Annotated in this window: 22 protein-coding genes; 17 read left to right on the forward strand and 5 right to left on the reverse strand. The window is 67.1% G+C overall.

Going from position 1 to position 23,776, the window contains the following annotated elements; translation table 11 throughout:
• Positions 1 to 123: 123 nt before the first annotated feature.
• On the forward strand, positions 124 to 1,344 hold the full coding sequence (locus J2S73_RS20405) for an NAD(P)/FAD-dependent oxidoreductase (RefSeq protein WP_306887539.1): 1,221 nt from the start codon (positions 124 to 126) through the stop codon (positions 1,342 to 1,344).
• Positions 1,345 to 1,370: 26 nt separating this feature from the next.
• A complete protein-coding gene (locus J2S73_RS20410; RefSeq protein ID WP_306887540.1) occupies positions 1,371 to 1,721 on the forward strand; it encodes an ArsC family reductase in 351 nt (116 codons plus the stop codon).
• 68 nt (positions 1,722 to 1,789) lie between these two features.
• Here J2S73_RS20410 and J2S73_RS20415 read toward each other — a convergent pair whose 3' ends face one another.
• A complete protein-coding gene (locus tag J2S73_RS20415) occupies positions 1,790 to 3,169 on the reverse strand; it encodes a sugar porter family MFS transporter (RefSeq protein ID WP_306887541.1) in 1,380 nt (459 codons plus the stop codon).
• A 165-nt stretch (positions 3,170 to 3,334) separates the two neighbouring features.
• On the opposite strand from J2S73_RS20415, the gene J2S73_RS20420 reads away from it, so the two are divergent.
• The 6 genes from J2S73_RS20420 to J2S73_RS20445 all read left to right on the forward strand — a co-directional run bounded on the left by J2S73_RS20420 (position 3,335) and on the right by J2S73_RS20445 (position 9,614).
• Positions 3,335 to 4,672 carry a DegT/DnrJ/EryC1/StrS family aminotransferase gene (locus J2S73_RS20420; RefSeq protein ID WP_306887542.1) on the forward strand — a complete coding sequence of 446 codons (1,338 nt, stop codon included), beginning with the start codon at positions 3,335 to 3,337 and terminating at the stop codon, positions 4,670 to 4,672.
• Between the two features lie 32 nt (positions 4,673 to 4,704).
• Complete coding sequence (locus tag J2S73_RS20425; RefSeq protein WP_306887543.1) at positions 4,705 to 6,099, forward strand: sugar porter family MFS transporter; 1,395 nt, start codon at positions 4,705 to 4,707, stop codon at positions 6,097 to 6,099.
• Entirely contained in the window at positions 6,096 to 6,416 is a 321-nt protein-coding gene (locus J2S73_RS20430) for a hypothetical protein (protein WP_306887544.1), read from the forward strand. The genes J2S73_RS20425 and J2S73_RS20430 overlap by 4 nt, the downstream gene beginning before the upstream one ends.
• A complete protein-coding gene (locus J2S73_RS20435; RefSeq protein ID WP_306887545.1) occupies positions 6,406 to 8,040 on the forward strand; it encodes a GMC oxidoreductase in 1,635 nt (544 codons plus the stop codon). Before J2S73_RS20430 ends, J2S73_RS20435 begins: the two co-directional genes overlap by 11 nt.
• A 30-nt stretch (positions 8,041 to 8,070) precedes the next feature.
• Positions 8,071 to 8,652 (forward strand): hypothetical protein, encoded by a 582-nt coding sequence (locus J2S73_RS20440; RefSeq protein ID WP_306887546.1) that lies wholly within the window; start codon positions 8,071 to 8,073, stop codon positions 8,650 to 8,652.
• Between the two features lie 89 nt (positions 8,653 to 8,741).
• Entirely contained in the window at positions 8,742 to 9,614 is an 873-nt protein-coding gene (locus tag J2S73_RS20445) for an alpha/beta hydrolase (protein WP_306887547.1), read from the forward strand.
• Between the two features lie 78 nt (positions 9,615 to 9,692).
• On the opposite strand, the gene J2S73_RS20450 is transcribed toward J2S73_RS20445, so the two are convergent.
• Entirely contained in the window at positions 9,693 to 10,616 is a 924-nt protein-coding gene (locus J2S73_RS20450) for a LysR family transcriptional regulator (RefSeq protein ID WP_306887548.1), read from the reverse strand.
• Between the two features lie 141 nt (positions 10,617 to 10,757).
• On the opposite strand from J2S73_RS20450, the gene J2S73_RS20455 reads away from it, so the two are divergent.
• The 9 genes from J2S73_RS20455 (at position 10,758) to J2S73_RS20495 (ending at position 21,090) form a co-directional block, all read left to right on the forward strand.
• Positions 10,758 to 13,037, forward strand: coding sequence for a xanthine dehydrogenase family protein molybdopterin-binding subunit (locus J2S73_RS20455; RefSeq protein WP_306887579.1), 2,280 nt, complete (start codon positions 10,758 to 10,760; stop codon positions 13,035 to 13,037).
• Positions 13,034 to 14,047: a dihydrodipicolinate synthase family protein gene (locus J2S73_RS20460; protein WP_306887549.1), complete on the forward strand. Its 1,014-nt coding sequence runs from the start codon at positions 13,034 to 13,036 to the stop codon at positions 14,045 to 14,047. The genes J2S73_RS20455 and J2S73_RS20460 overlap by 4 nt, the downstream gene beginning before the upstream one ends.
• On the forward strand, positions 14,044 to 14,592 hold the full coding sequence (locus J2S73_RS20465; protein WP_306887550.1) for a 3-hydroxyanthranilate 3,4-dioxygenase: 549 nt from the start codon (positions 14,044 to 14,046) through the stop codon (positions 14,590 to 14,592). The genes J2S73_RS20460 and J2S73_RS20465 overlap by 4 nt, the downstream gene beginning before the upstream one ends.
• A 324-nt stretch (positions 14,593 to 14,916) precedes the next feature.
• Positions 14,917 to 16,080 carry an ABC transporter substrate-binding protein gene (locus J2S73_RS20470; protein WP_306887551.1) on the forward strand — a complete coding sequence of 388 codons (1,164 nt, stop codon included), beginning with the start codon at positions 14,917 to 14,919 and terminating at the stop codon, positions 16,078 to 16,080.
• A 92-nt stretch (positions 16,081 to 16,172) separates the two neighbouring features.
• The gene (locus J2S73_RS20475) at positions 16,173 to 17,087 is read left to right on the forward strand and encodes a branched-chain amino acid ABC transporter permease (RefSeq protein WP_306887552.1); all 915 of its coding nucleotides are present in this window, start codon (positions 16,173 to 16,175) and stop codon (positions 17,085 to 17,087) included.
• Between the two features lie 17 nt (positions 17,088 to 17,104).
• Positions 17,105 to 18,085, forward strand: a complete 981-nt coding sequence (locus J2S73_RS20480) for a branched-chain amino acid ABC transporter permease (RefSeq protein WP_306887553.1) — start codon at positions 17,105 to 17,107, stop codon at positions 18,083 to 18,085.
• A complete protein-coding gene (locus tag J2S73_RS20485; RefSeq protein WP_306887554.1) occupies positions 18,082 to 18,858 on the forward strand; it encodes an ABC transporter ATP-binding protein in 777 nt (258 codons plus the stop codon). Before J2S73_RS20480 ends, J2S73_RS20485 begins: the two co-directional genes overlap by 4 nt.
• A complete protein-coding gene (locus J2S73_RS20490) occupies positions 18,852 to 19,553 on the forward strand; it encodes an ABC transporter ATP-binding protein (protein ID WP_306887555.1) in 702 nt (233 codons plus the stop codon). The genes J2S73_RS20485 and J2S73_RS20490 overlap by 7 nt, the downstream gene beginning before the upstream one ends.
• Positions 19,554 to 19,902: 349 nt before the next feature.
• A complete protein-coding gene (locus J2S73_RS20495) occupies positions 19,903 to 21,090 on the forward strand; it encodes a porin (protein ID WP_306887556.1) in 1,188 nt (395 codons plus the stop codon).
• A 7-nt stretch (positions 21,091 to 21,097) separates the two neighbouring features.
• On the opposite strand, the gene J2S73_RS20500 is transcribed toward J2S73_RS20495, so the two are convergent.
• From J2S73_RS20500 to J2S73_RS20510, 3 genes are all read right to left on the reverse strand, one after another.
• Positions 21,098 to 21,493, reverse strand: a complete 396-nt coding sequence (locus J2S73_RS20500; protein WP_306887557.1) for a YbaN family protein — start codon at positions 21,491 to 21,493, stop codon at positions 21,098 to 21,100.
• A gap of 216 nt (positions 21,494 to 21,709) precedes the next feature.
• Complete coding sequence (locus J2S73_RS20505; RefSeq protein ID WP_306887558.1) at positions 21,710 to 22,060, reverse strand: VOC family protein; 351 nt, start codon at positions 22,058 to 22,060, stop codon at positions 21,710 to 21,712.
• A 35-nt stretch (positions 22,061 to 22,095) separates the two neighbouring features.
• Positions 22,096 to 23,628: an acyl-CoA carboxylase subunit beta gene (locus J2S73_RS20510; protein ID WP_306887559.1), complete on the reverse strand. Its 1,533-nt coding sequence runs from the start codon at positions 23,626 to 23,628 to the stop codon at positions 22,096 to 22,098.
• Between the last annotated feature and the right edge of the window lie 148 nt (positions 23,629 to 23,776).

Raw genomic sequence — 23,776 nt, forward strand, 5'->3', positions numbered from 1 at the left:
AGCACGTCCCGTTCAGGTGGAAACGGCATGAACGTCAAGGACTTGATCGAGATATCGAATGCGAAGCCGTTTCTTGCCATTCAGAGGTTTCCATCCGAGCGAAAAAGGCTCTAGGAAGAGCCCATGTCGATCGATTCCGTTGTCATCGTCGGGGCCGGCCATGCCGGCGTCGAACTCGCCCATTCCCTCCGTAAGGAGAAGTTCGAGGGCCGCGTCGTCCTGATCAGCGCCGAGGCGGTCTACCCGTACCAGCGACCGCCGCTGTCGAAGGATTTCCTGAAGGGCGGCGGAGACAATCCGCTGCTTCTGAAGGCGGAGGCCCTCTACGAGAAGATGGGGATCGAGCTGAAGCTCGGCCGCACCGTCGCCGGCATCGACAGGGATGCGCGCACCGTGACCCTCGATGACGGGGAGGTCATTGCCTACGACCGGCTCGCGCTCGCCACGGGAGCCCGCAACCGCCGTCCGCCGGTCCCCGGCCTTGAAGACCCCGCGGTGCTGGAACTGCGCGATCTCGCCGATAGCCGCCGTCTGCTGGAACGGCTTGAGGGGCTCAGCCGTGTCGCCATCGTCGGTGCGGGCTTCATTGGTCTGGAAATCGCAGCCTTCCTTGCGGAGAAGGGCAAGTCGGTCGAGGTCGTCGAGCTTGCGTCCCGGGTGATGGCGCGTGCCGTCTCCGAGCCGGTCTCCGACTATTTCCTCTCCTATCACCGCGGTCTCGGCACCGAGATCCATCTGGAGACCGGCGTGACCGCGATCGCTCATGAGGCGGACGGTGTCCGTGTGGAGCTTTCAGACGGCCACGCGCTGCAGGCCGATGCGGTCCTCCTGGCCGCCGGGGTCGTTCCGAACGTGGAACTTGCGGAAGCGGCCGGCCTCGCGGTTGCGGACGGCATCGTCATCGACGACCGGCTCCGGACGTCCGATCCCGCGATCTTCTCGCTCGGCGACTGCGCTTCGTTCCCGTGCGCCTATCTCGACGGCCGGCAGATCCGGCTGGAATCGGTCCAGAACGCGAACGATCAGGCGCGCCTCATCGCCCGGCAGGTAATGGGCGGCGACGAAGCCTACGCCGCGCTCCCGTGGTTCTGGAGCTACCAGGGCGAGGCGCGCCTCCAGATCGCCGGCCTCGGCATCGGCTACGACAGCACCGTCCTCAGGGGCGATCCGGCCGAGGACAAGTTCTCGGTGTTCCTCTATCGCGACGGCCGGCTCGTGTCGGTGGAATCGGTCAACGCGCCGGGCGATCACATGGCCTCGCGCAAGCTGATCGAGAAAGGCATCGAGGTGACGCCGGAAGCCGCGGCGGACCCGGCCACGGAGCTCAAGAAGCTCATCGTCTGAGCGATCTGGAGAGCGGAAGCTGCACGATGACGGTCAAGGTCCACGGCATCAAGAACTGCGACACGATGAAGAAGGCGCGCGCCTGGCTCGACGAGCACGGCGTCGACTACGAATTTCATGATTACAAGACGAAGGGCGCCCCGCCGGAGCTTCTGCGCGGATGGGCCGGCGAGGTCGGCTGGGAGCCGCTTCTGAACAGGGCCGGCATGACCTTCCGCAAGCTGCCGGACAACGAGAAGGCGGAAATCGACCAGGACAAGGCGATCGCGCTGATGTCGGCCCAGCCGTCCATGATCAAGCGGCCCGTGGTCGAGGCGGACGGCAAGCTCCTGATCGGGTTCAAGCCGGACACCTATCAGGCCACGTTCGGCGGCTGACCAGGCCGTCTTCCGGATGGGAGAAATCCACCGACCGGCAGCCGGTGATGGCTTGGCCGGATGCCGCCTCAGAGTGCGTCGGAGCGGGCGGCTTCGGGCGACAGCGGGCGGGTCCCGTCGCCGACGCGGCGCAACGGCGTGCCGCCGAGGACATCGTCCTCGATGGCTTCCAGCGAGCGGCCCTTGGTCTCCGGCACGAAGAACAGTCCGATCACGAAGGCGATCACGCACATCGCCATGAACAGCCCGATCACCCCGGCCAGTCCCATCAGTTCCACCAGGGACAGGAAGGTGAAGGCGACGAGCATGTTGAACAGCCAGCTCGTGGCCGAGGCCGTGGCAATGCCGGCCTCCCGGATGGTCGAGGGGAAGAGTTCCGACATCAGCACGAAGGGGAGCGGTCCCAGGCTGACGGCGAACGCCACGATGTAGAGGCCGAGCCCGATCAGGCCCAGCGTTGGGAGGCCGAAGACAGACGACACGATCACCAAGGCAAGCCCGGCCACCATGAAGGCGCTTCCGACGAGCATCAGCGGGCGCCGGCCCGCCCGGTCCACCATCCAGAGCGCGACCACGGTCGCCAGGAAGTTCAGGAGGCCCAGCCCGAACGTGGCGGCGAGTGCCGAGGTGCCTTCGGTGAAGCCGAGCTGCTCGAAGATGTGCGGGGCATAATAGAGAATCCCGTCGATGCCGCTCAGGTTCTGCAGCACGAACAGGAAGCTGCAGAGGATCAGGACGGCCATGGTCGAGCCGCGCCGGATGGTTGCCATCAGGGCGGCTTTCGGGACGTCGTCGCCCATCGGCGACATCTCCGCAACGTTCAGTTCCAGAACCAGGCGTTCGGCCGCGCGGCGGGCATCGTCGGTGCGGTTGCGGCCGAGCAGCCAGCGCGGGCTCTCCGGCAACAGCGCGACGACGACCAGCCCGACCATCGAGGGGACGATGCCGATGCCCAGGATCAGGGACCATGACTGCTGGCCGGGCAGGAGCAGCGGCGTGGCGTAGGCGGCGAGAATGCCGGCGGTGACGGCGAGCTGGAAGGAGGCCACCACGGTGCCGCGATAGCGGGCCGGCGTGATCTCGGCGCCGTACATGGGCGCGATCATCGAGGACAGGCCGACGGCGATGCCGACCAGCATCCGGGCCGCGACGAGCAGCTCGTAGCCCGGGGCGGAGAGGGCGATGATGTTGCCCACGGCAGCGAGTGAGAAGGCGATCAGGAGAACCAGCCGGCGGCCGAGCCGGGCGCTCGACGGGCCGGCGGCGATCGCGCCGATGAAACAGGCCGCAGGAACCGAGGCGACCAGCACCTGCTGGCCGAGAATATCCAGCGTCAGGTCGGCCTCGATCTGCGCCAGCGAGCCCGCGATGGAGGCGGTCGAATACCCGAACAGCAGGCCGGACAGGGACACCATGGCCGCGGACAGGCAGAGCGCGATCAGCTGCATCGGCTTTCCGGAATCTTGGATTTTTCGAAAGCGACGCGAATCCAGGTTGATCCCGCCACAGCCCCAGATTTAGAATTTGCATTCTATCATGTGAAAAATTTGTAATTCAAATGTTTTATTCCTTTGGTTTTAAGTATAGTTGGGCGGGCTGTAAGGAGAAGTACAATGGGGCTGACCGATACATCCGGAGAGGGTGCGCAGCATTCGCATCCCAACCGGCTTGCAATCGATGGTGGAACGCCGGTGCGGACCGATCCGCTGCCGTGGGAACTGCCGGGGGCGCACTATATCGGCGAAGAGGAACTGGAGCTGGTCTCGCGCGTGGTGAAGGCGCGCAGTCCGTTCCGCTTCTACGGGCCCGATCCGCAGCACATGGTCGATACGCTGGAACGCGAATGGCGCGAGGCGTTCGGCCACGCTCATGCGCTCGGGGTCTCGTCGGGGACGGCCGCGCTCTCGATCGCGATGGCGGCCCTCGACATCGGGCCCGGCGACGAGGTCCTGGTGCCCGGCTATCTCTGGGTAAGCTGCGTCTCGGCGGTGGTGCGCTCGGGCGCGATCCCGCGCCTGGTCGATATCGACGAGACCTTCTGCATCGATCCGGAAGACCTGGAACGGAAGATCGGACCGCGCAGCCGTGCTGTCCTCTGCGTCCACATGAGCGGGGCGCCGGGACGGATCGGCGAGATCGCCCGCATCTGCAAGGCGAGGGGCCTCGCGCTGATCGAGGACTGCGCCCAGGCGGCCGGCGCGAAGTCCGGCGGCACGCCGGTCGGCCGGTTCGGCGACATCGCCATCTTCTCCTTCCAGCTCAACAAGAACCTGACGTCGGGTGACGGCGGCATGATCGTCTGCGAGGACGACGCCCTGTTCCGCCGCATCGTGGCGCTGCACGATCTCGGCTATGCCCGTACGCCTGCCGGTCGGCTGGATACGTCCGATCCGGACTGCCAGCTCTGGGGCATCGGCGCGCGCATGTCGGAACTGGCCGGCGCGATGGCGCTCGCCCAGATGCGCAAGCTCACCAAGATCACCGGCTCCATGCGCGATTCCAAGTGGCGGATCCGCCGTGCGCTCGCCGACGTGCCGGGCCTCGCCTTCCGCGACGTGCCGGACCCGGACGGCGACACCGGGCCATTCCTCCTGATGATCCTGCCGGACACGGACATGCCCGACCGCTTCGTCGCCGCGCTGCGCGCGGAGGGCATTGCCGGACCCGACGGCAGCCTTGCCTGCCTGACGATGCGGGAATGGGGGCTCCACTGGTACTTCAACATCCCCAGCCTGGTGAACAAGCGGTCGAACTCCCGCGACGGCTTTCCCTGGACCCATCCGTCCAACGCGTTCGGGGCCGACTACGATTACGGCCACGGCGCGCTGGCGCGGTGCGACGACCTCCATTCGCGGGGGGCGATCCTGACCATCGCTTCCACCTTGAGCGAACGCGACGAGGCTGACATCGCAACGGCGATCCGCAAGGTCGCAGGCGCGATCCTCCGATAGGAGGACGCGCACACCGGGGTTGGGAGGAAACCATGATGATCTATTTCGTGGCCGCCGTTGCCGGCGTGGCCGGCTTCCTGTTCGGATTCGACGAGGGCGTGATCGCAGGCGCGCTGCATCTCCTGCGGGCGCAGTTCGACATCACGTCGACCCAGGAAGGCGTGATGACCGCGGCGGTGCCGTTCGGCGCGCTGTTCGGCGCTCTGGCCGCTGGGCGCGCTGTGGAGCGGTTCGGCCGACGGCGCATGCTGCTGTTCGCCGCGCTCCTGTTCGTGATCGGGGCGGCGCTGGCCTCCGCGGCGCTCGGCGCCGTCATGCTGACCCTGGCCCGGCTGGTGCTCGGCTTCGCCATCGGTGTCGCGGGTCTGGTGGCGCCGCTCTACATCTCCGAGAGTTCGCCCGCCGACAAGCGCGGCATGCTGGTGTCGATCTACCAGCTCGCCATCACGCTGGGGATCCTGGGCGCCTATCTGGTCGGCTACGCCTTCGACGATTCCTGGCGCACCATGTTCGCGATCGGCATGATCCCGGGCATCGTGCTGTTCGCCGGCATGGCCGTCCTGCGCGACACGCCGCGCTACCTCGCCATGACCGGACGCCGCGACGAGGCGCGCAAGGCGATCGCGTCGCTGCGCGGCATCCGCACCGATGATCCCCGCATCGAGACCGAGTTCGCCGAGATGGTGGAGACCGCCGATGCGGACCGGGGCCACGGAAGCTGGTCGGAACTCTTCGGGAAGGTCGCCCGGCCGGCGCTGGTGGTGGCGATCGGGCTGTTCTTCCTACAGCAGCTCTCCGGCATCAACGCCGTCATCTACTACGCGCCCAGCGTCTTCGACGAAGCCGGCTTCGGCGACTCCTCGACCCAGATCCTCGCCACCGTCGGCGTCGGCACGGTCAACGTGCTGATGACGCTTGTCGGGATGGCGCTGATCGACCGGATCGGCCGGCGCAAGCTGCTTTTGGCCGGGTTCCTGGTGACGGCCCTGTCGCTTGCCATGATCGCGATCGGCGCGGCCACCGACGCCCAGGCCATGGACGTGGTCGCCTTCGTGGGCCTCGTCCTCTATATCGGCGCGTTCGCCGCCAGCATCGGTCCGCTGCCCTGGGTGATGATGTCGGAGGTGTTTCCGCTCAGCGTCCGCGGCCGCGGTATGAGCCTCGCCTCCATCACCAACTGGGGCTTCAACTTCCTGGTGGTGTTCTCCTTCCCGATCCTTTTGAACCATATCGGGCTGGCCGGCGTGTTCGGGATCTACGCCTTCATCTGCGCCATCGGGATTATCTTCACCTTCCGCTACGTGCCGGAAACCAACGGTATCCTGCTTGAGGATATCGAGGCCTTCCTGCGCACCGGCCGGCCGTTCCGTCAGTTGGGCATGGCGACCGGACCGGCCACCGCGGCGGCGAAGGGGGCGGCGGAATGACGGCCCGGGATCTGACCGAAGCCGACGCGCGGCCGATCCTGGCCGCGCTCGTGGCCCGCAGCCCCTATCGGGCCGGGCTGGAGCCGATGATGGACGACATCGTCCGTATCGCGCTGGCCAACACCCAGCTGCGCGAGGCGCTTGCCCGGGTGGCGTCGCGCTCCGGCGTGGCGACCACCGGTCGCGTCACCAACGCGGAGCTGGGCTCCGACCGCAAGCTCCTGGCCGTCTATCTGGAGCACGTTTTCTTTGCCTCGCCCGGCTTCCTGGCCTCGGTCGGCGAGTGGCCTGTCGGGAGGATGCCCGATGCCCGCTGAAGCATCCGCCTGTGACGTGGTGATCGTCGGCACCGGAGCCGGCGGCAGCATCGTGGCCCACCAGCTGGCCAAGGCCGGCCTCAAGGTCGTGTCCCTGGAATCCGGCGGCCGTCTGCCGGAGGACTACTTCAAGACCACCGGCCGCCCGGTTCCGGCGGTGGACTACGGCATCGGTCCCAACACCGTCTGGCCGTCCGATCCCCACGACAGCCTTTTTGTGCATCCGCTGTTCGCCGACGGAAAGATCGGCGCTTCGCCCCGTCCGCCGGGCGGGTTCCGCCACTTCCAGGTGCTCAAGGTCAACGGCCTTCAGAACCTCTGGAACGGCGTCAGCGTCCGCTTCGCCGACCACGATTTCGACGACTGGCCGTTCGGCTACGACACGCTGGCCGAGGACTATTCCGAGGTCGAGCGTCTGATCACCGTCTGCGGCACGAAGGAGAACATCGACGAGCTTCCGGACGGCGAGTTCGTGCCGCCCAAGCCGATCCGCCCGCCCGATCAGATGATCGTGGACGCGGTGCGCTCGCTCAATCAGCCGTTCTCCCATGCGATCCCGAACCGCAAGGCCATCGTCACGACGCCGGGGCTTGCGTCCTCCTGCATCTCCACGGGCATCTGCACGTCCGGCTGTCCGGTGGGCTCGGTCTACAAGTTCACCGCCCGGCTTCTGCCGGAGATCGAGGGCCTGTCGAACTACGAGCTGCGGCCCAACGCCAAGGTGACGAAGGTGACGCGCGAGCCGGGCGCCTCGACGGTGAGCGGCGTGGAATATCTCGACACCGAAACCGGCGAGCACCACCGGCTCGAGGCCCGCTTCGTCGTGCTTGCGGCCGGCGCCATCGAGACCCCGCGGATCCTGTTCAATTCGGCCGACGAGGCCGATCCGAACGGACTGGCCAACCGTCACGATCGTGTCGGCCAGCGCCTGCAGGACAATCCGAAGTCGGTGCTGTCCACCTCGCTCTGGAAGCTCTGGAACAAGCGGCGGACCTACGATATCGGCTACGGCGACCTGCTGATCCTGATGTCGCGCGGAAAGCTGCCGAACGGGGAGGAGTTCCCGTTCATCGGCCATGCCATCCACGGTCTGCCGGACGTGCCGCACTATCTCACCGGCATGACGGCGTTCCCCGCCTTCATGAAACTCCGCATGGCGCGGATGATGTTCCATTCCTACGTCACCCTTGGCCTGTTCTGCGCGGGCGAGCCTCGGCCGGAGAACCGGGTGCGGCCGGGCTCTACGTTCGACAGCGACGGCGTGCGCCAGGTGGCGATCGACTTCACCACGCCGGACAAGGCGAAGGCGGAGATGGACGTCATGCTGAAATGGGGGCGCAAGATCCTGCGCAAGGCGTCGGCGACCCAGATCTACGAGACCACCGACAACACCGGGACCGGCATCCATTATGCTGGCACGACGGCGATCTCGGCCGACCCGGCCGACGGGGTGGTCGATGCGGATCTGCGCTGTCACGGCCTCGACAACCTCTATGTCTGCGACGGCGGAGTGATCCCGACGCTGCCGGACAAGCATCTGACCCTGTCGATCATGGCGCTGTCCCATCGGCTCGGCCGCCACCTCAAGGAACGGGTGAGGGCGGAGGAAACGGTTGTCGCCTGACGGCTGCAGGGGCGGGAAGGAGATAAGGCGATGGACGCATTCCGGACGACCCTTTTGGCCCTGATGCTTGCCGCCATCCCGCTTCCGGTCTCCGCCCAGTCGATCGAGAGCACCTACTCGAAGATCGGCTGGGAGACATCGTGCACAATCGTGGACCAGGCGCCCGAAGGCGAGGGCAGCTGGGCGCGTCTCAGGTGTGCCGGCTATGGCGACACCCCGGTCCATGTGGCCGACGGCGACGCGCGCATGTCGGTGGATTACGGCACACCCAGCGAGCCCGGCGGGTGGGAGAGCTTCACCGGCTTCAATCACGTCAACGACACGATCGAATGGCGGCTGGCCGACGGGGTGCCCTTCGCCACCATCCATCGCTGGTTCGTGGACGACGGGTCGGGCGGCTCCCGGCAGGTGCTGGTGGTGAGCACCGTGGTCGGGCGATGGTCGGACGCGAGCTGCATGGTCGGCTATGTCGACGCCAACGCCAATTCCAACGCCAACGTCATCGCGCGCGGCCTCGCCGATTCCAAGGCGCGGGACTTCCGCTGTGGCGTCGACGCGCCGTCCTATGTCGGCGTCACGACCGATCGGACGCCCCAGCCCAGCGCCGGATAGAAGGTTCGTCCGTTTCCGAAAGGGGTGTTTCCCCGAGCTCGGAAATGGTTCTAGGTTCGCGCCAGTTTGAATCAGCGATGGAGCAACCGGTGAGCAGCATCGATCTCGGGGCTGAAGCCGATCTGCCGGTCGAACAGATCGACAGCGACTACAACGCGCGGGCGACGGTGACGGTCGAGGAGTTCGAACGGACCATGGGCCGCTACCGGGACGGGTCGCTGGCGGCACGCTCGATCGCGACCGCGGTCGATGTCGTCTACGACGAGGAAAGCGGCCAGACGATCGACATCTTCGGTGGCGGCGACGAGCCGCGCCCGGTCTTCGTCTACATCCATGGCGGCTACTGGCGCGCGCTCTCCAAGACCGAATCGGCGTTCATGGCGCCCATGCTGGCCGGACGGGGCATCGCGACGGTGGCGGTCGACTACCGGCTGGCACCCGAGGTGGATCTCGCCGAGATCGTGCGCGAAGTGCGCGCGGCGATCGCCTTTCTCCATCGCGAAGGCCGGCGCTACGGGCTGGATCCAAGCCGGATCTATGTCGGGGGCAGCTCCGCCGGCGGGCATCTCACCGGCGCTGTCATCTCCGGTGGGTGGCACGAGGCCTTCGGCGTGCCTGAGGACGTGGTGAAGGGCGCGCTGCCGGTCAGCGGCCTGTTCCATCTGGGACCCATCGCCAAATCGTTCGTGTCGGAGTGGCTGACCCTGACGGATTCAGACGTCGCCGCGCTGAGCCCGGCCCTCAACATTCCGAAGGCCGGCTGTCCGATCGTCGCCGCTTATGCCGCGGGCGAACCAGCCGGCTTCGGACGGCAGTCCCAAGGCTACCATGCGCTCTGGCAGTCGGCCGGGTTCGACTCGACGCTGATGGAAATCCCCGACCGGCATCACTTCGACGTGGTGCTGGACCTTGAGCGGGCCGACACGCAGCTCGCCGGCGCCCTGCTTCAGATGATCCGCTGAAGCGGTTTCCGGCGAAGTGGGAACCGGTTCGCCGTCCGAAAACGCGCCTCGATGGAATGACGTCGGACGGGGCGGTGGTCACCCGTCGTCCGTGCCACTGCGGGCCGGGCTCAGGCTCTGCACCGTGCGGCGCAGAACCGGCGTGAAGGCGGCGACGGCCGGCGAGACCGTCCGCCCGTTCGCGTGGATCAGGTGGATCTCCCGGGCAATGTCAGGCTCCGCCAGCCTCCGGCCGACAACCGTTCCGTTGCGCACGGCGGCGTAGGCGTAGGTGGGCAGCACGGCGGCACCGAGGCCCGCCTCGACGAGGGCCATCGCGGTGGTGATCTGGTTGACCTCGTAGCTCGGGGCAAGCTCGATCCCGGCCGTCTCGAAGCCGACCTCGGTCAGCAGGCGAATCGCGCTGGTGCGGGCCATGGAGACCAGCGGCGTGCCGGCGAGATCGGCCCAGGCCAGCGGCCCGGGCGCATTGAGCGCGGAGCTTTCGTGGCAGAACAGCATCAGCTGATCGCGGGCGAGCGCCAGCCGCTCGATCTGGTCGCCGCCCGGCGGAAAGGTCCCGAGCCCGCAGTCCGCCCGTCCGGAGCGCACGCTCTCGATGATCTCGTCGGTGCTGGCATCGATCAGGTCAACGCTGATGCCGGGAAAATCGCGCCGGAACTCGGCTATCGCCTGGGGCAGGACGGCCGCCGCCAGCAACGGCGGCGCGGCGATGCGGATGCGGCCGCGGCGGCGTTCGGCGAGGGCGTGGACGTTCTGGACCGCCAGATCGAGATCTTCCACGACCTTCTCCACTGCGACGCGGAAGTCTCGCCCCGCCTCTGTCAGTTCGACGCGGCGCGTGGTGCGGTCGAACAGCCGCGTTCCGAGTTCGGCCTCCAGTTCCTTCACCGCCTGGGAGAGGGCCGGCTGGGCCGCCTTGGTGCGGGTTGCCGCGCGTGAGAAGCTTCCGCTTTCCGCGACCGCCAGGAAGGCATCGATCTGCTTGAGGGTGATCCGCACGCGGGCATGCCTCCCTAATTTATAAGAATACCAGATAAATTTATCACACAAACCCGTATTCAAATATAGATGGTCCCGTGCTTCCCTTGCACACGGTTTGATCAGCAGGATCGCCTGCGTGATCGGGAGGCAAGTTTGAGTGTGACCAGGTCCGGCGAGACATCGATGCCCTGGCTCGGCCGCAGCGTTCTGCGCCGGGAGGACACGCGTCTCACGACCGGTCGCGGGACCTATGTCGACGACCTCCGGCCGGATGGCTGCCTTTTTCTCGCCTTCGCACGCAGCCCCTATGGCTGCGGCCCGATCCGGAGCGTCGACTGCGCCGAGGCGCGGGCCCTGGACGGCGTGGTCGCGGTCTTCACCGCGGACGATCTCGGCGATCTCGGTGTCAACGCCATCAACCCCCTGGCGGAGACCATCGTCGAAGCGCCCTTCGAGGTCCTGGCCCGGGAACGGGTGTCCGCCGCCGGTCAGGCCGTGGCCGCCGTCGTCGCCACGTCCGAAGCGATTGCCCGCGACGCTGCTCTCCTGATCGAGATCGATGTCGATCCGGAGCCGGTCCTGGAGCCGGGTCAGGGGCCGCAATCGGTTGCCAATTCGGTGGTCGCGGGAGATGCCGACGCCGCCTTCGCCGGCGCCGACCACGTGGTCGCCGTGAGGCTTCAGCATTCGCTGGTCGCGCCGACGCCGATGGAGCCGCGCGCCGTGCTCGCGGTCTGGGAGGACGGTCGGCTGACGGCCTGGTGCTCGACCCAGACGCCCTACCGGGTGCGCGAGGATTTGGCCCGTATCCTCGGGCTCGGTCTGGACGCGGTGCGCGTCATCGCGCCGGATGTGGGCGGGGCGTTCGGCGGCAAGGCCTCGATCTATCCCGAGGACGTCATGGTCGCCTTTGCGGCACGCGCCCTCGGCGCTCCGGTCAAGTGGTGCGCCCAGCGCGGCGAGGACATGCTGGCCGCAAGCCACGGGCGCGGCGCGACGTCGACGGCCGAGATGGCCTTCTCGGCGGACGGGAAGGCGCTCGCGCTGAAGGCCGACCTGGTCTTTCAGCAGGGCCACTGGATGACCTACAGCGCCGTGGTTCCGTCGATCAACGCGCTTCGGATCCTGCCCGGCCCCTACGCCATCGGCGACCTCGCCCTGACGTCCCGCGCCCACATGACCAACCGGGCCGCCGTCGGCATCTATCGCGGCGCCGGGCGGCCGGAAGCAGCCCTTCTGCTCGACCGGCTGATGGACGAGGGCGCACGCGCCTGCGCCCTCGACCCGATCGAGGTGCGTCGGCGCAATCTGATCGCCTCCGACGTCCTTCCGCTGACCACACCGACCGGCGCGAACATCGACGCCTCGGACTTCGCGCTGCTCCTCGACACGCTGGAGGCCCGCACGGCCTATGCGAACCTTCGCGCCGAGCAGCGCCGCCGCCGGGAAAACGGAGAGGTGGTGGGCATCGGCCTGTCGCTCTACATCGAGCCCTGCGGTCAGGGCTGGGAGAGCGCCGAAATCGCCCTGTGCCGAGACGGCCGGCTGCGCGCCGTGACGGGCGCCAGCAGCCAGGGGCAGGGACGCGAGACCTCGTTTGCCCAGATCGTGGCCGAGGCGCTGGACGCCGATCCCGAACTGATCGAGATCCGCCAGGGCGACACCGACGATGCCGAGCGCGGGCTTGGTGCGCTGGCCAGCCGGTCGACGGCGATCGGCGGCAGCGCGATCCTCAAGGCGAGCGAGCAGCTGCGCGCCCGGATCGCCGAAGCCGCGGCCGGTTTCCTCCAGTGCGAGCCCGGGCAGGTCCGTTTCCGGCCGGGCCGCCTGTTCGTCGAGGGATCTGCCGGCGCGTCCATGTCGCTCGCGGATCTCGCCGGCGCCATGCTCGGCGGCGTCGGAGAGCCGGAGGAGCCGGCGCTGGCGGCCGAAACCATCTACCACGCCGACGATGAGGCGTGGGCGAGCGGCTGCTGCCTCGCCATGGTGGCGATCGATCCCGACACCGGCGTGATGACGACCGAACGGCTCGTGTGGATCGATGACGCGGGCGTGGTGGTGAACCCGCTCCTCGCCCACGGCCAGCTGGTCGGCGGTCTGGCCCAGGGGCTTGGCGAGGCGCTCCTCGAGCAGCTCGTCTACGACGAGGACGGCCAGCTCCTCACCGGATCGTTCATGGACTACGCCATGCCGAGGGCGGACGATGTTCCGCCTGTGGAGATCGACAAGATCGAGACCCGGTCCGAGGCCAATGCGCTGGGCGCCAAGGGGGTGGGCGAGGCCGGCTGCATCGGCGTGCCGGCAGCCCTGTTCAACGCTGCGGCCGACGCGCTCGCCCCGTTCGGGGCGCACGATCTGCAAATGCCGTTGACGAGTGAGAAGCTCTGGCGCGCCATGCGCCAGGCTCCGGAAACCCAGACGGGTGGGAACGCATCATGAAATACGCCAGGAAAGACGCGAAGGCCCATGCCTTTGCGAACATGACAGGCATCTGGGCGGCGGCTCTGACGCCGTTCACCGACACGCTCGCCATCGACGAGGACGGGTTCCGCCGCAACATCGATCACTGGATCGAAGACCTGAAGATCGACGGCTTCTTCATCGCCGGCAAGCAGGGCGAGTTCTTCTCCATGTCGGTCGACGAGCGCAAGCGCACCTTCGACCTGGCCGTGGAGGCCTGCGGCGACCGCGCCCAGACGATCATGTCGTGCTCCGACCAGAACATGGACGTGGTCATCGATCTCGCCCGCCACGCCCAGGAGGGCGGCGCCGACTACATTGTCGTCCATGCCCCGATGCTGCACTTCTTCGAGGCCCAGGACGAGACGCTGCTGGCCTATTACAAGACCATCGCGGAGAAGGTCGACATCGGCATCGCGCTGTGGAGCCATCCCGACAGCGGCTATCTGATGAGCCCGGAACTCTGCAACAAGCTCGCCGACATCGAGAACGTCGTTGCCATCAAGTACTCGGTGCCGCGCGACATGTACGTCGAGCTCACCCGGCTCGCCGGCGACCGGATCCTGGTGTCGACCGCCTCGGAGAAGGAATGGCTCGACAACATCCTCGAGCTCGGCTGGCAGCTCTATCTGTGCTCGTCGCCGCCCTATCTGATCCAGACGAAACACGATCTGAGGATGCGTGAATACACCGACCTGGCCTTCGCGGGTGAAGCGGAGAAGGCGAAGGCGGTCAGTGCGAGCCTCGATCCGGTGCGCCATGCGCTGCGCTCGACGCGTCCGGCCGAAAAGCCCCACGCCCAGCAGAAATACTGGCAGGACCTGCTCGGACAGGTCGGCGGCGCGGTCCGCCCACCCATGCTTTCTCTGACCGAAGAGGAAAAATCGCAGGTGCGGTCCGCATTCGAGACCTGCGGCCTCAAGACGAGCCCCGACGCCGCATCCGGCGCGGGCGGCTCGACCAACCAGACGGAGAGGATGACCGGATGAAGACGGGACGGCTTTCGGCCTTCAATTTCCCCAAGTGGATCGACGAGCATCGCCATCTTCTGAAGCCGCCGGTCGGCAATCAGAAGGTGTTCGAGGACACCGACATGACCGTGATGGTCGTCGGCGGTCCGAACATGCGCACCGACTATCACGACGACCCGGTGGAGGAGTTCTTCTACCAACTCGAGGGCGACATGGTTCTCAAGGTGGTCGACGACGGCAACTTCTACGACGTGCCGATCCGCCAGGGCGAGGTGTTCCTGTTGCCGCCCCATGTGCGCCACTCGCCGCAGCGGCCCCAGGAAGGCTCCGTCGGCCTCGTCGTGGAGCCGAAGCGCGCGCCGGACCAGCTTGACGGGTTCGAGTGGTACTGCTTCGAGTGCAACGGGCTGGTGAAGCGGGTCGAGGTCTCCGTGAAGAACCTCGTGAAGGACCTGCCGCCGATTTACGATGCGTTCTATGCTGACGAAAAAGCGCGCACCTGCCCGAAATGCGGCACCGTCCACCCGGGCAAGGCACCGCCCGAGGGCTGGGCGCAGTTGTGAGTGGCGCCGGGGCGAAGCCGGAATGAGGGCGGGAGTGACCGAGGAATGAGGGTGGCGTCGCTGAGGTGTGGAGGGATCGTCGGTCCCGGCGCAGGCCGTCGCATCCCTCGCTGCTCCGGCACGGGCTTTGCATCGGCCGGCAGGGGTCTTCCATCCGCACCGGCGGCCGTCCGCGATGGCCTGTGCCTTGCCACTTCCCGACACTTGTGTTCGGACACTTCGAGATCGACGATGGCGTAACGCGATCGTCTTTTGCCGGTCCGACCGAACGGTCCGGCCGGTGTCCTCGGTTGAGGACAAAAAACAGAGAGGGAAACCAGACCGATGAAATTCAAGACGCTTTGCGCAACGCTGTCGCTGTGCGCCTTCGCGGTGGCACCGGCTGCGGCACAGGATCCGGTGAAGATCGGGTTCATCACCACGCTGTCGGGTCCGGCCGGCTATCTCGGCAACCAGATCCTGGACGGCTTCAGGCTGGCCGTGGAGGACGGCAAGCTCGGCGGCGTGCCGGTGGAGCTCGTGGCCGAGGACGACGGCTTCAAGCCGGCCAACGGCCGTCAGATCGCCGACCGGATGCTCTATGACGAGGACATCAAGCTGTTCACCGGCATCGTGTTCTCCAACATCGCCGGCGCCACCGTGCCGGACATCCTCGACGCCGACGCGATCTATGTGAGCCCGAACGCAGCGCCGTCCGTCTTCGCCGGCGAAGGCTGCAACGAGAACTACTTCGTCGTGGCCTGGCAGAACGACAGCCTGCACGAGGCAGCGGGCGAGAACGCCAAGAATCTCGGCTTCGAGAAGGCCTTCGTGCTGGCGCCGAACTATCAGGCCGGCAAGGACGCCATCACCGGCTTCAAGCGGATGTTCGACGGTGAGATCGTCGGCGAACTCTACACCCAGCTCGGCCAGACCGACTTCGCCGCCGAAATGGCGCAGATCCGCGACGCCGATCCGGACGTGGTGTTCCAGTTCCAGCCGGGCGGCATGGGCATCGCCTTCATGCGCCAGTACCAGCAGGCCGGCCTTCTGGGCGAGGTTCCGATGGTCGTGTCCGAGCCGTCCATGGACGGCGTGATCCTCGAGGCCCTCGGCGATGCCGCCATCGGCATCAAGGGCTCGGCCCACTGGGCGCCGGACTTCGACAACGAAGCCAACAAGACGTTCATGTCCAAGTGGGAAGAGACCTACGACCAGCCGGTCACCTTCTACGCCAGCCAGGGCTATGACACGGCGCTTCTGATCGCCTCCGCCCTGGAAGCCACCGGCGGTGACGTGAGCGACATCGACGCCTTCCGCGAGGCGCTGCGCAAGGCCGACTTCTCCTCCGTGCGTGGCGACTTCGAGTTCGGTCCGAACCAGCATCCGATCCAGGACTGGTACTCGATCGACGTCGTGGCCGGCGAGGATGGCATGCCGATGCTGAAGACCAACGAGGTCATCCTCGAAGATCACGGCGACGCCTACTCCGATCAGTGCCAGATGTAAGAACGGCTCTGTCAGTCGTCCGGCGGCGGCGCCCGTCGCCGCCGGTTCCTTCCTGAAGCTTCGATGGCCGCCCGCGAGGTTCCGCTCCGCCCATGACGTTGTTTCTCGAGCAGTTGCTCAACGGCCTCCAGCTTGGTGTGACCCTCTTCCTGATGGCCGCCGGGCTGACGCTCATTTTCGGCATCATGGGCGTCATCAACCTGGCGCACGGGTCGATCTACATGGTCGGCGCCTATGTCGGCAGCTACGTGTTCCTGGAAACCGGGTCCTTCTTCATCGGGATCCCGGCCGCGATCGCCGCCGCCGCGGCCACCGGTGTCCTGATCGAATATTTCGTCATCCGCCGGCTCTACGAGCGCGACCATCTGGACCAGGTGCTGGCGACGTTTGCCCTGATCCTGCTGTTCAACCAGGGGGTCAGCATGCTCTTCGGCCTGCAGCCCCTGTTCGTGGCGACGCCCGAGATGTTCTCCGGCTCCGTGGAACTCCTTCCGGGCCTGATCTATCCGGTCTACCGGATCGCCATCATCGTTGCCGGTCTGGCCGTCGCCGTCGGCCTCTACGGGCTGATCAACCATACCCGGCTCGGCATGCTGGTCAGGGCCGGCTCGACCAACCGCGAGATGGTGCGCGCCCTGGGCGTCCCGATCGGGCTCCTCTATACGCTGGTGTTCGGCCTCGGCGCGCTGCTGGCCGGCTTCGCCGGGTTCATGACGAGCCCGATCCTCGCCGTTCAGGTCGGCATGGGCGAGCAGATCCTGATCACCACCTTCGTCGTGGTCGTGATCGGCGGGGTCGGTTCGATCCGTGGTGCCTTCTTCGCGAGTCTCCTGGTCGGCGTCGTCGACACGATGCTGCGCTCGTATCTTCCCGGCCTCTTCCGCGAGATCATGGTCGGCCCGGAAGCCGATACGGCGGCGGCCGGCCTGTCGTCGATGGGCATCTACCTGTTGATGGCGATCGTCCTTCTCATCCGGCCCAAAGGCCTGTTTGCGCCAAACAACTGAGTGGCCGGACCGTACCCATGACCAAATCCGTCAAGATCGTTCTCCTTCTGCTCCTGGCCGCGTTCCTGCTGGCGCTGCCCTATCTCGCCGAATATGTCGGCGGGCGGGCCTTCACGTCGCTGGCGACGCGTGCGCTGATCTACGGCATCGCCGCGGCGAGCCTGAACCTCGCGCTCGGCTACGGCGGCATGATCTCGTTCGGCCATGCCGCCTTCTTCGGGATCGGCGGCTATGTGGTCGGGATACTCGCCTACCACCACGGGACCGGAGAGCCCTTCCTGGGCATCATTCCCGGCTCCAACCATCTTCTGGTGACGATTCCCGTCGCCATCCTGGTCTCGGGCATCTTCGCCGCCATCATCGGCGCGCTGTCGCTGCGCACCTCGGGCGTGCAGTTCATCATGATCACGCTCGCCTTCGCCCAGATGGTGTTCTTCCTGTTCGTCTCGCTGGAGACCTACGGCGGCGACGACGGCCTCATCATCCGGCGGACCAACGAGTTCTTCGGGCTCAATCTGCGCGACCGGACGACCATGTACTATCTGTGCCTCGGGGTCGCGACGCTGGTCTTCATCGCCATCTGGCGGATCGTCCGCTCCCGCTTCGGCTTCGCCCTGGTCGGCATCCGCCAGAGCGAGCGCCGCATGGGCGCCGTCGGTCTGGACACCTACCGCTACAAGCTGGTGGGCTTCATCCTGTCGGGCATCGGCGCCGGCATCGCGGGCGCCCTGATGGCCAACTTCCTGCGCTTCGCCAGCCCCGACATGCTGGCCTGGACCAAGTCGGGCGAACTGATGATCATGGTCATCCTCGGCGGGGTGGGCACACTTGCCGGACCGTTCATCGGGGCGGCGGTCTTCATCGTCCTGGAATCGGTGCTGGCGTCGTGGACGGCGAACTGGCAGTTCCCGCTCGGCATCATCCTCCTGTTCGTGGTGCTGTTCACCCACGGCGGCGTGCAGGGTCTGCTTGAGCGGATCGGAGGGAAACGCCGATGAGCAACCCCATCCTCTCCGTGCAGGGGCTCGTGAAGAGCTTCGGCGGTCTCGTGGCGACCGACCACGTGGATCTGGATGTCTATCCGCGCGAGATCCATGCGTTGATAGGGCCTAACGGCGCCGGCAAGACCACGCTCATCGCCCAGCTCTGCGGCGAGCTCACCCACGATCACGGCACCATCTCCATCGACGGAAAGCCGATCGACGAGGTCAGCGTGGCCGACCGGGTCAAGCTCGGACTGGCCCGGTCCTTTCAGGTCACCTGCCTTCTGCCGGACTATACCGTCCTGGAGAACGTGGCGATCGCCGTCCAGGTGGGCAGCGGCCACAGCTTCCACTTCATCAAGGACGCCCGCAGCGACCGGTCGCTCGTCGAGCCGGCCCTGGCCGCCCTGGAGCGCGTCGGGCTTGCCGACCGCGCCGGGATCCTCGTGGCGAACCTCTCCCACGGCGAGCGCAAGCAGCTCGAACTGGCCGTCGCGCTTGCGTGCAAGCCGCGCCTGCTGCTCCTGGACGAGCCGATGGCCGGCCTCGGGCCGGCGGAAAGCGCCGCCATGATCAAGACGCTCGACGGCCTCAAGCAGGAGGTCGGCATGCTCCTGGTGGAGCACGACATGGACGCCGTCTTCGCGCTGGCCGACCGGATCTCGGTGCTCGTCTACGGGCGCGTCATCGCCAGCGGCACGCCGGACGAGATCCGCGCCAGCGACGAGGTGCGCGAAGCCTATCTCGGGGCCAGCGACGAACTCGGGGAAGGAGAGCTCGCGTGCTGACGGTATCGAACCTGCAGGCCGCCTACGGCTCGACCCAGGTCCTGTTCGACGTCGGTCTGTCGATCGGCGAGGGGGAGGTCGCCACGCTTCTGGGCCGCAACGGCATGGGCAAGACCACGACGGTCCGCGCCATCATGGGCGCCTGCCGCGTGCTCGACGGCGAGGTCAGCTTCGCCGGCACCAACATCCGCGGCGCCGTGCCGGAATCGGTCGCGCGCCGGGGCGTCGGCCTCGTGCCGGAGGGCCGCCAGGCCTTTCCGACGCTGACCGTTCGCGAGAACCTCGTCGCGACCGCGTCGAATCGGCTCAAGCGCTCCGATCCGTGGACGCTGGAGCGGGTCTATGAGATGTTTCCGCGACTGCGGGAACGCGCCGACCAGCGCGCCGGAACCCTTTCGGGTGGCGAGCAGCAGATGCTGGTGATCGGGCGCGCCCTGATGACCAATCCGCGTCTCCTGATCCTCGACGAGGCCACCGAAGGCCTCGCCCCGGTGATCCGCACGGAGATCTGGAAGTGCGTGGCCAGCCTGAAGCGGGAAGGCCAGTCGATCCTGCTGATCGACAAGAACATCGGCGTCCTCAAACGCCTCGCCGACCGCCACCACATCCTCGAGAAGGGCGTGACCGTCTGGAGCGGCACCGGGGCGGAACTGGCGGCGGACGCCGAACTCGTCGACCGCTACGTCGGCATCTGACCGGACGCGCCGCCCGGCCGCCGCGATCGGTCGGCGGCCCGATACAGCACCCTGTCGGAACGGTTTCGCCCCCTGATCTCACCTGTGCGTGCGTCGGCGAGCCGGCTGGTGCAGCCGATCCTCTCCCGTATATGATCGACGCGTGCGCCCGCCCGTCTCAAGACAGTGGGGCTGGTCGATCCGGGTCGGGCGCTGGAGCAGGGGGGCATCCATGCAACGGTCTGTCGGGTTTGTTTGGACGCGGGCAGCGTTCCGGGGGGGAGCAGGCACCCTGGCGGGTGCGGCCGGGCTCATTCTGGCCGGCGCCGGCGGAGCCGCTGGGGCCGATCTGCCGCCGGCCCCTCCGGCAGTGGATTACGTTCGCGTCTGCGGCGCGGCCGGCGAGGGATACTACTACCTGCCGGGCACGGAGACCTGCGTCCGCCTCGCCGGCGAGATCGACATCGACTACATCGTGAACTGGTCGAGCGGCGACGCGGAGGCGCGCTGGCGGTCCGCTGACAGCGGCAACCTCTATGTGAAGAGCAAGCTCTACGCCTATTCCTACACCGACACCGACTTCGGTCCCCTGACCACCACGTTCGAGTTCTATGCGGTCAACGACGTGGACGAGGACAACGAGCTGGGGGTCGACTACGCCTTCATCCAGTGGGGCGGGTTCACCTTCGGGCGCAACGAATCGGTCTTCGATGCGGCCAACTACACGACCTGGGCGGAGGTCTACACCCCCGCCATGTCGGACACGAAGATCAATCAGGCGTCCTACACGGCGACGTTTTCGGAGCGGTTTTCCGCCACTGTCTCGGTCGAAGACGCCGCCACCCGCCAACTCGGGATAGCCCTCTATCCCTATATGGGGCTGCCGGCGGCGGGCAGGATCTATCCGGACGAGATCGCGTTCGCCGGCGACGACGGCTACGGCGGCACGAAGTGGCCCGATGCGGTCGGCCGCTTGAAGACGACCGGCGCCTGGGGCAGTGCCCAGGTGACCGCCGCGGCCCATCAGGTCTACGCCGCCTACAACGACGCTGCCGGCAGTGACGGCGTGACGCCCTCCGGCGGTGTCGGCTGGGCCCTGGCCGGCGCCTTCACCGCCGACCTTCCGCACGGTGTGATGCTCGTCGGCACCGGCGCCTATGCCAGGGGCGCGGCCTCCTACGTCCACTCAAGCTGGTACAGTCTTCCGGTTCAGGGCACGCTCGCCTACGACGCCGCCTACGATCCGGCCTCCGGCGACCTGGACCTCACGACCGCCTATTCGCTATCCTTCGGAACCGCGTTCGACGTCGGGCCGGCTCAGTTCGCGGTCCAGACCGGCTGGTCCCGGTTCGAGGACGGCACGATTGCCCGGGCGACGGGCGGCGCCAGCAGCGCCGATTTCAGCCAGATCGACGTTCAGGCCCAGATCGGCTTCGAGCCGGTCAAGGATCTGATCATCGGTTTCGGCACCGAGTACCAGTATCTGGACCACGACGATGCGGCGATCGGCGACGCCCAGCACATGTCGACCTATCTGCACGTCGACCGGACGTTCTGACTGGATCTCAGATCTCGTCTTCCGGATCTTCGGAAGGCGGCGGCGGGCCGCTCGGCCGGCTCGCGACGAAGCCGGCGCCGAACGCCATCAGCGCGCCGACCAGAACCGCGAGCAGCCAGCCCGGCCGCACGGTGAAGAAGAAGATCGCGTAGCCCGCGGTCATGCCCGCATAGGCGAAGCGCTTGGCCCGGCTCGGGATGGCGCCGTGGGCGCGCCAGTCGACCAGGGCGGGGCCGAGCTGAGGGTGGGCCAGCAGCCATGCCTCCAGCCGGGGCGAGGAGCGCGCGAAGCACGCCGCCGCCGCCAGCACGAACGGGGTCGTCGGCAGGACCGGCAGCACCACGCCCGCGAACGCGAGCGCGAGCAGCAGGTAGCCCAGCGCGAGGAAGGCGAGGCGCTTCATGGGTCACGGGTCCGGGAGAGGGCGGCCGGAGAGATACGCCTGCGGCCGGATCGGGTTCCGACCGTCCTTATCAGAAAGTCGCGCCGCCCGCCTGCGACACGCCCTCAAAACATGTGCCGTTTTGACTGACTTGGCCTCAACGAACTGGATGCGGTCGAGGCGTGGACGCTCCGGCCGGTACGTCTCGCCCAGATGGGAGCCCCCGAGCGGACCGTACTAGGCGTGAACCAGGATGTTGACGAGCCGGCCGAACGGATCGCGCACGAAGAAGCGGCGGACGCCCCACGGCTCGTCGACGGGGCCGTACTCGATTGCGACGCCGGCGGTCGCCAGCCGCTCGTGCACGGCCTCGAGGTCGTCCACCTCGATGGAGAGGTCCGGCACCGGGGTGCCGGAGCCGCCTTCGGACATGACGCTGAGCTGCGGACGCATTTCGGCATCGCTTGCAAACGTCACGATCCAGCCCATGTCCATCACCACGGGCATGCCGAGAAGGTCGCCGTAGAAGGCGCGCGCGGCCTCCGGGTCCGTGGTCGCGATGTTGGTGACGATGCGTTTGACGGCCATGTGGCAGGTCCCGAACCGTCGGACACCCCGCCCGGTCAGAGCGGGATGTTGTCGTGCTTCTTCCAGGGGTTTTCCAGCGTCTTGTTGCGCAGGAGCCGCAGCGCCCGGGTGACGCGACGCCGGGTCGAGTGCGGCATGATCACCTCGTCGATATAGCCGCGCTCGGCGGCCACGAACGGGTTGGCGAACCGGGTCTCGTAGTCGGCGATGCGCGCGGCGATCTTGTCGGCGTCGGAGAGTTCGGAGCGGTAGAGGATCTCCGCCGCGCCCTTCGGCCCCATCACCGCGATCTCCGCCGTCGGCCAGGCATAGTTCACGTCGCCGCGCAGGTGCTTCGACGCCATCACGTCGTAGGCGCCGCCATAAGCCTTGCGGGTGATGCAGGTGACCTTCGGCACCGTCGCCTCGGCATAGGCGAACAGCAGCTTCGCGCCGTGCTTGATCAGGCCGCCATATTCCTGGTCGGTTCCCGGCAGGAAGCCCGGCACGTCCACGAAGGTGACGATCGGAATGGAGAAGGCGTCGCAGAACCGCACGAACCGCGCCGCCTTGCGGCTGGCGTCGATGTCGAGCACGCCGGCCAGCACCATCGGCTGGTTGGCGACGATGCCTACGGTCCGGCCCTCCATCCGGCCGAAGCCGATCAGGATGTTCTTGGCGAAGCTCTCCTGGATCTCGAAGAAATCGCCCTCGTCGACGACCTTCCCGATCAGCTCCTTCATGTCGTAGGGCTTGTTCGGGTTTTCCGGAATCAGCCGGTCGAGCGAGTGTTCCGATCGCTCCGGGTCGTCGTAGCAGTCGAGCTCCGGGATTTCGGCCACGTTGGAGGCCGGCAGGAGGTCGACCAGACGGCGCACCTGCAGGAGCGTGTCCACGTCGTTGTCGTAGGCGCCGTCGGCAATGGACGACTTGGTTGTGTGGATCGAGGCGCCGCCCAGCTCCTCCGCCGTCACCGTCTCGTTGGTGACGGTCTTCACCACGTCCGGCCCGGTCACGAACATGTAGCTCGTGTTGCGCACCATGAAGATGAAATCGGTCATCGCCGGCGCGTAGACGTCGCCGCCCGCGCACGGCCCCATGATGACGGAGATCTGCGGGATCACGCCGGAGGCCAGCACGTTGCGCTGGAACACCTCGCCGTAGCCGCCGAGCGCCGCCACGCCTTCCTGGATGCGTGCGCCGCCGGCGTCGAACAGGCCGATGACCGGCACGCGGTTGCGCACGGCCATGTCCTGGATCTTCACGATCTTCTGGGCGTGGGTTTCCGACAGCGAGCCGCCGAACACGGTAAAGTCCTTGGCGAAGACGTAGACCGTGCGCCCGTTGATGGTGCCCCAGCCGGTGACGACGCCGTCGCCGGGATATTTCGTCTGGTCCATGCCGAAGTCGGTGCAGCGATGCTCGACGAACATGTCGAACTCCTCGAAGGAGTTCTCGTCCAGAAGGATCTCGAGCCGTTCCCGCGCGGTCAGCTTGCCGCGCTTGTGCTGGGCCTCGATCCGCGCTTCGCCGCCTCCCAGTCGGGCAACGGCACGTCGGGCTTCGAGCTCGCCGAGTATTTCCTTCACAGGTAGTCTCCTCCCACGCTGCGCCGCCTTCGGGCGGTTTCCCCTGGAGCATGTCGCGCTCGGACGTCTCATGCTGCGCGGCAAAGGCTCCACTGGCGAATAGCATGCCACCCGGGCGAGCGGAAGCATGCGCGAAGGTTCTGGTCGG

This window comes from Amorphus orientalis (assembly GCF_030814015.1).
GTDB lineage: Bacteria > Pseudomonadota > Alphaproteobacteria > Rhizobiales > Amorphaceae > Amorphus > Amorphus orientalis.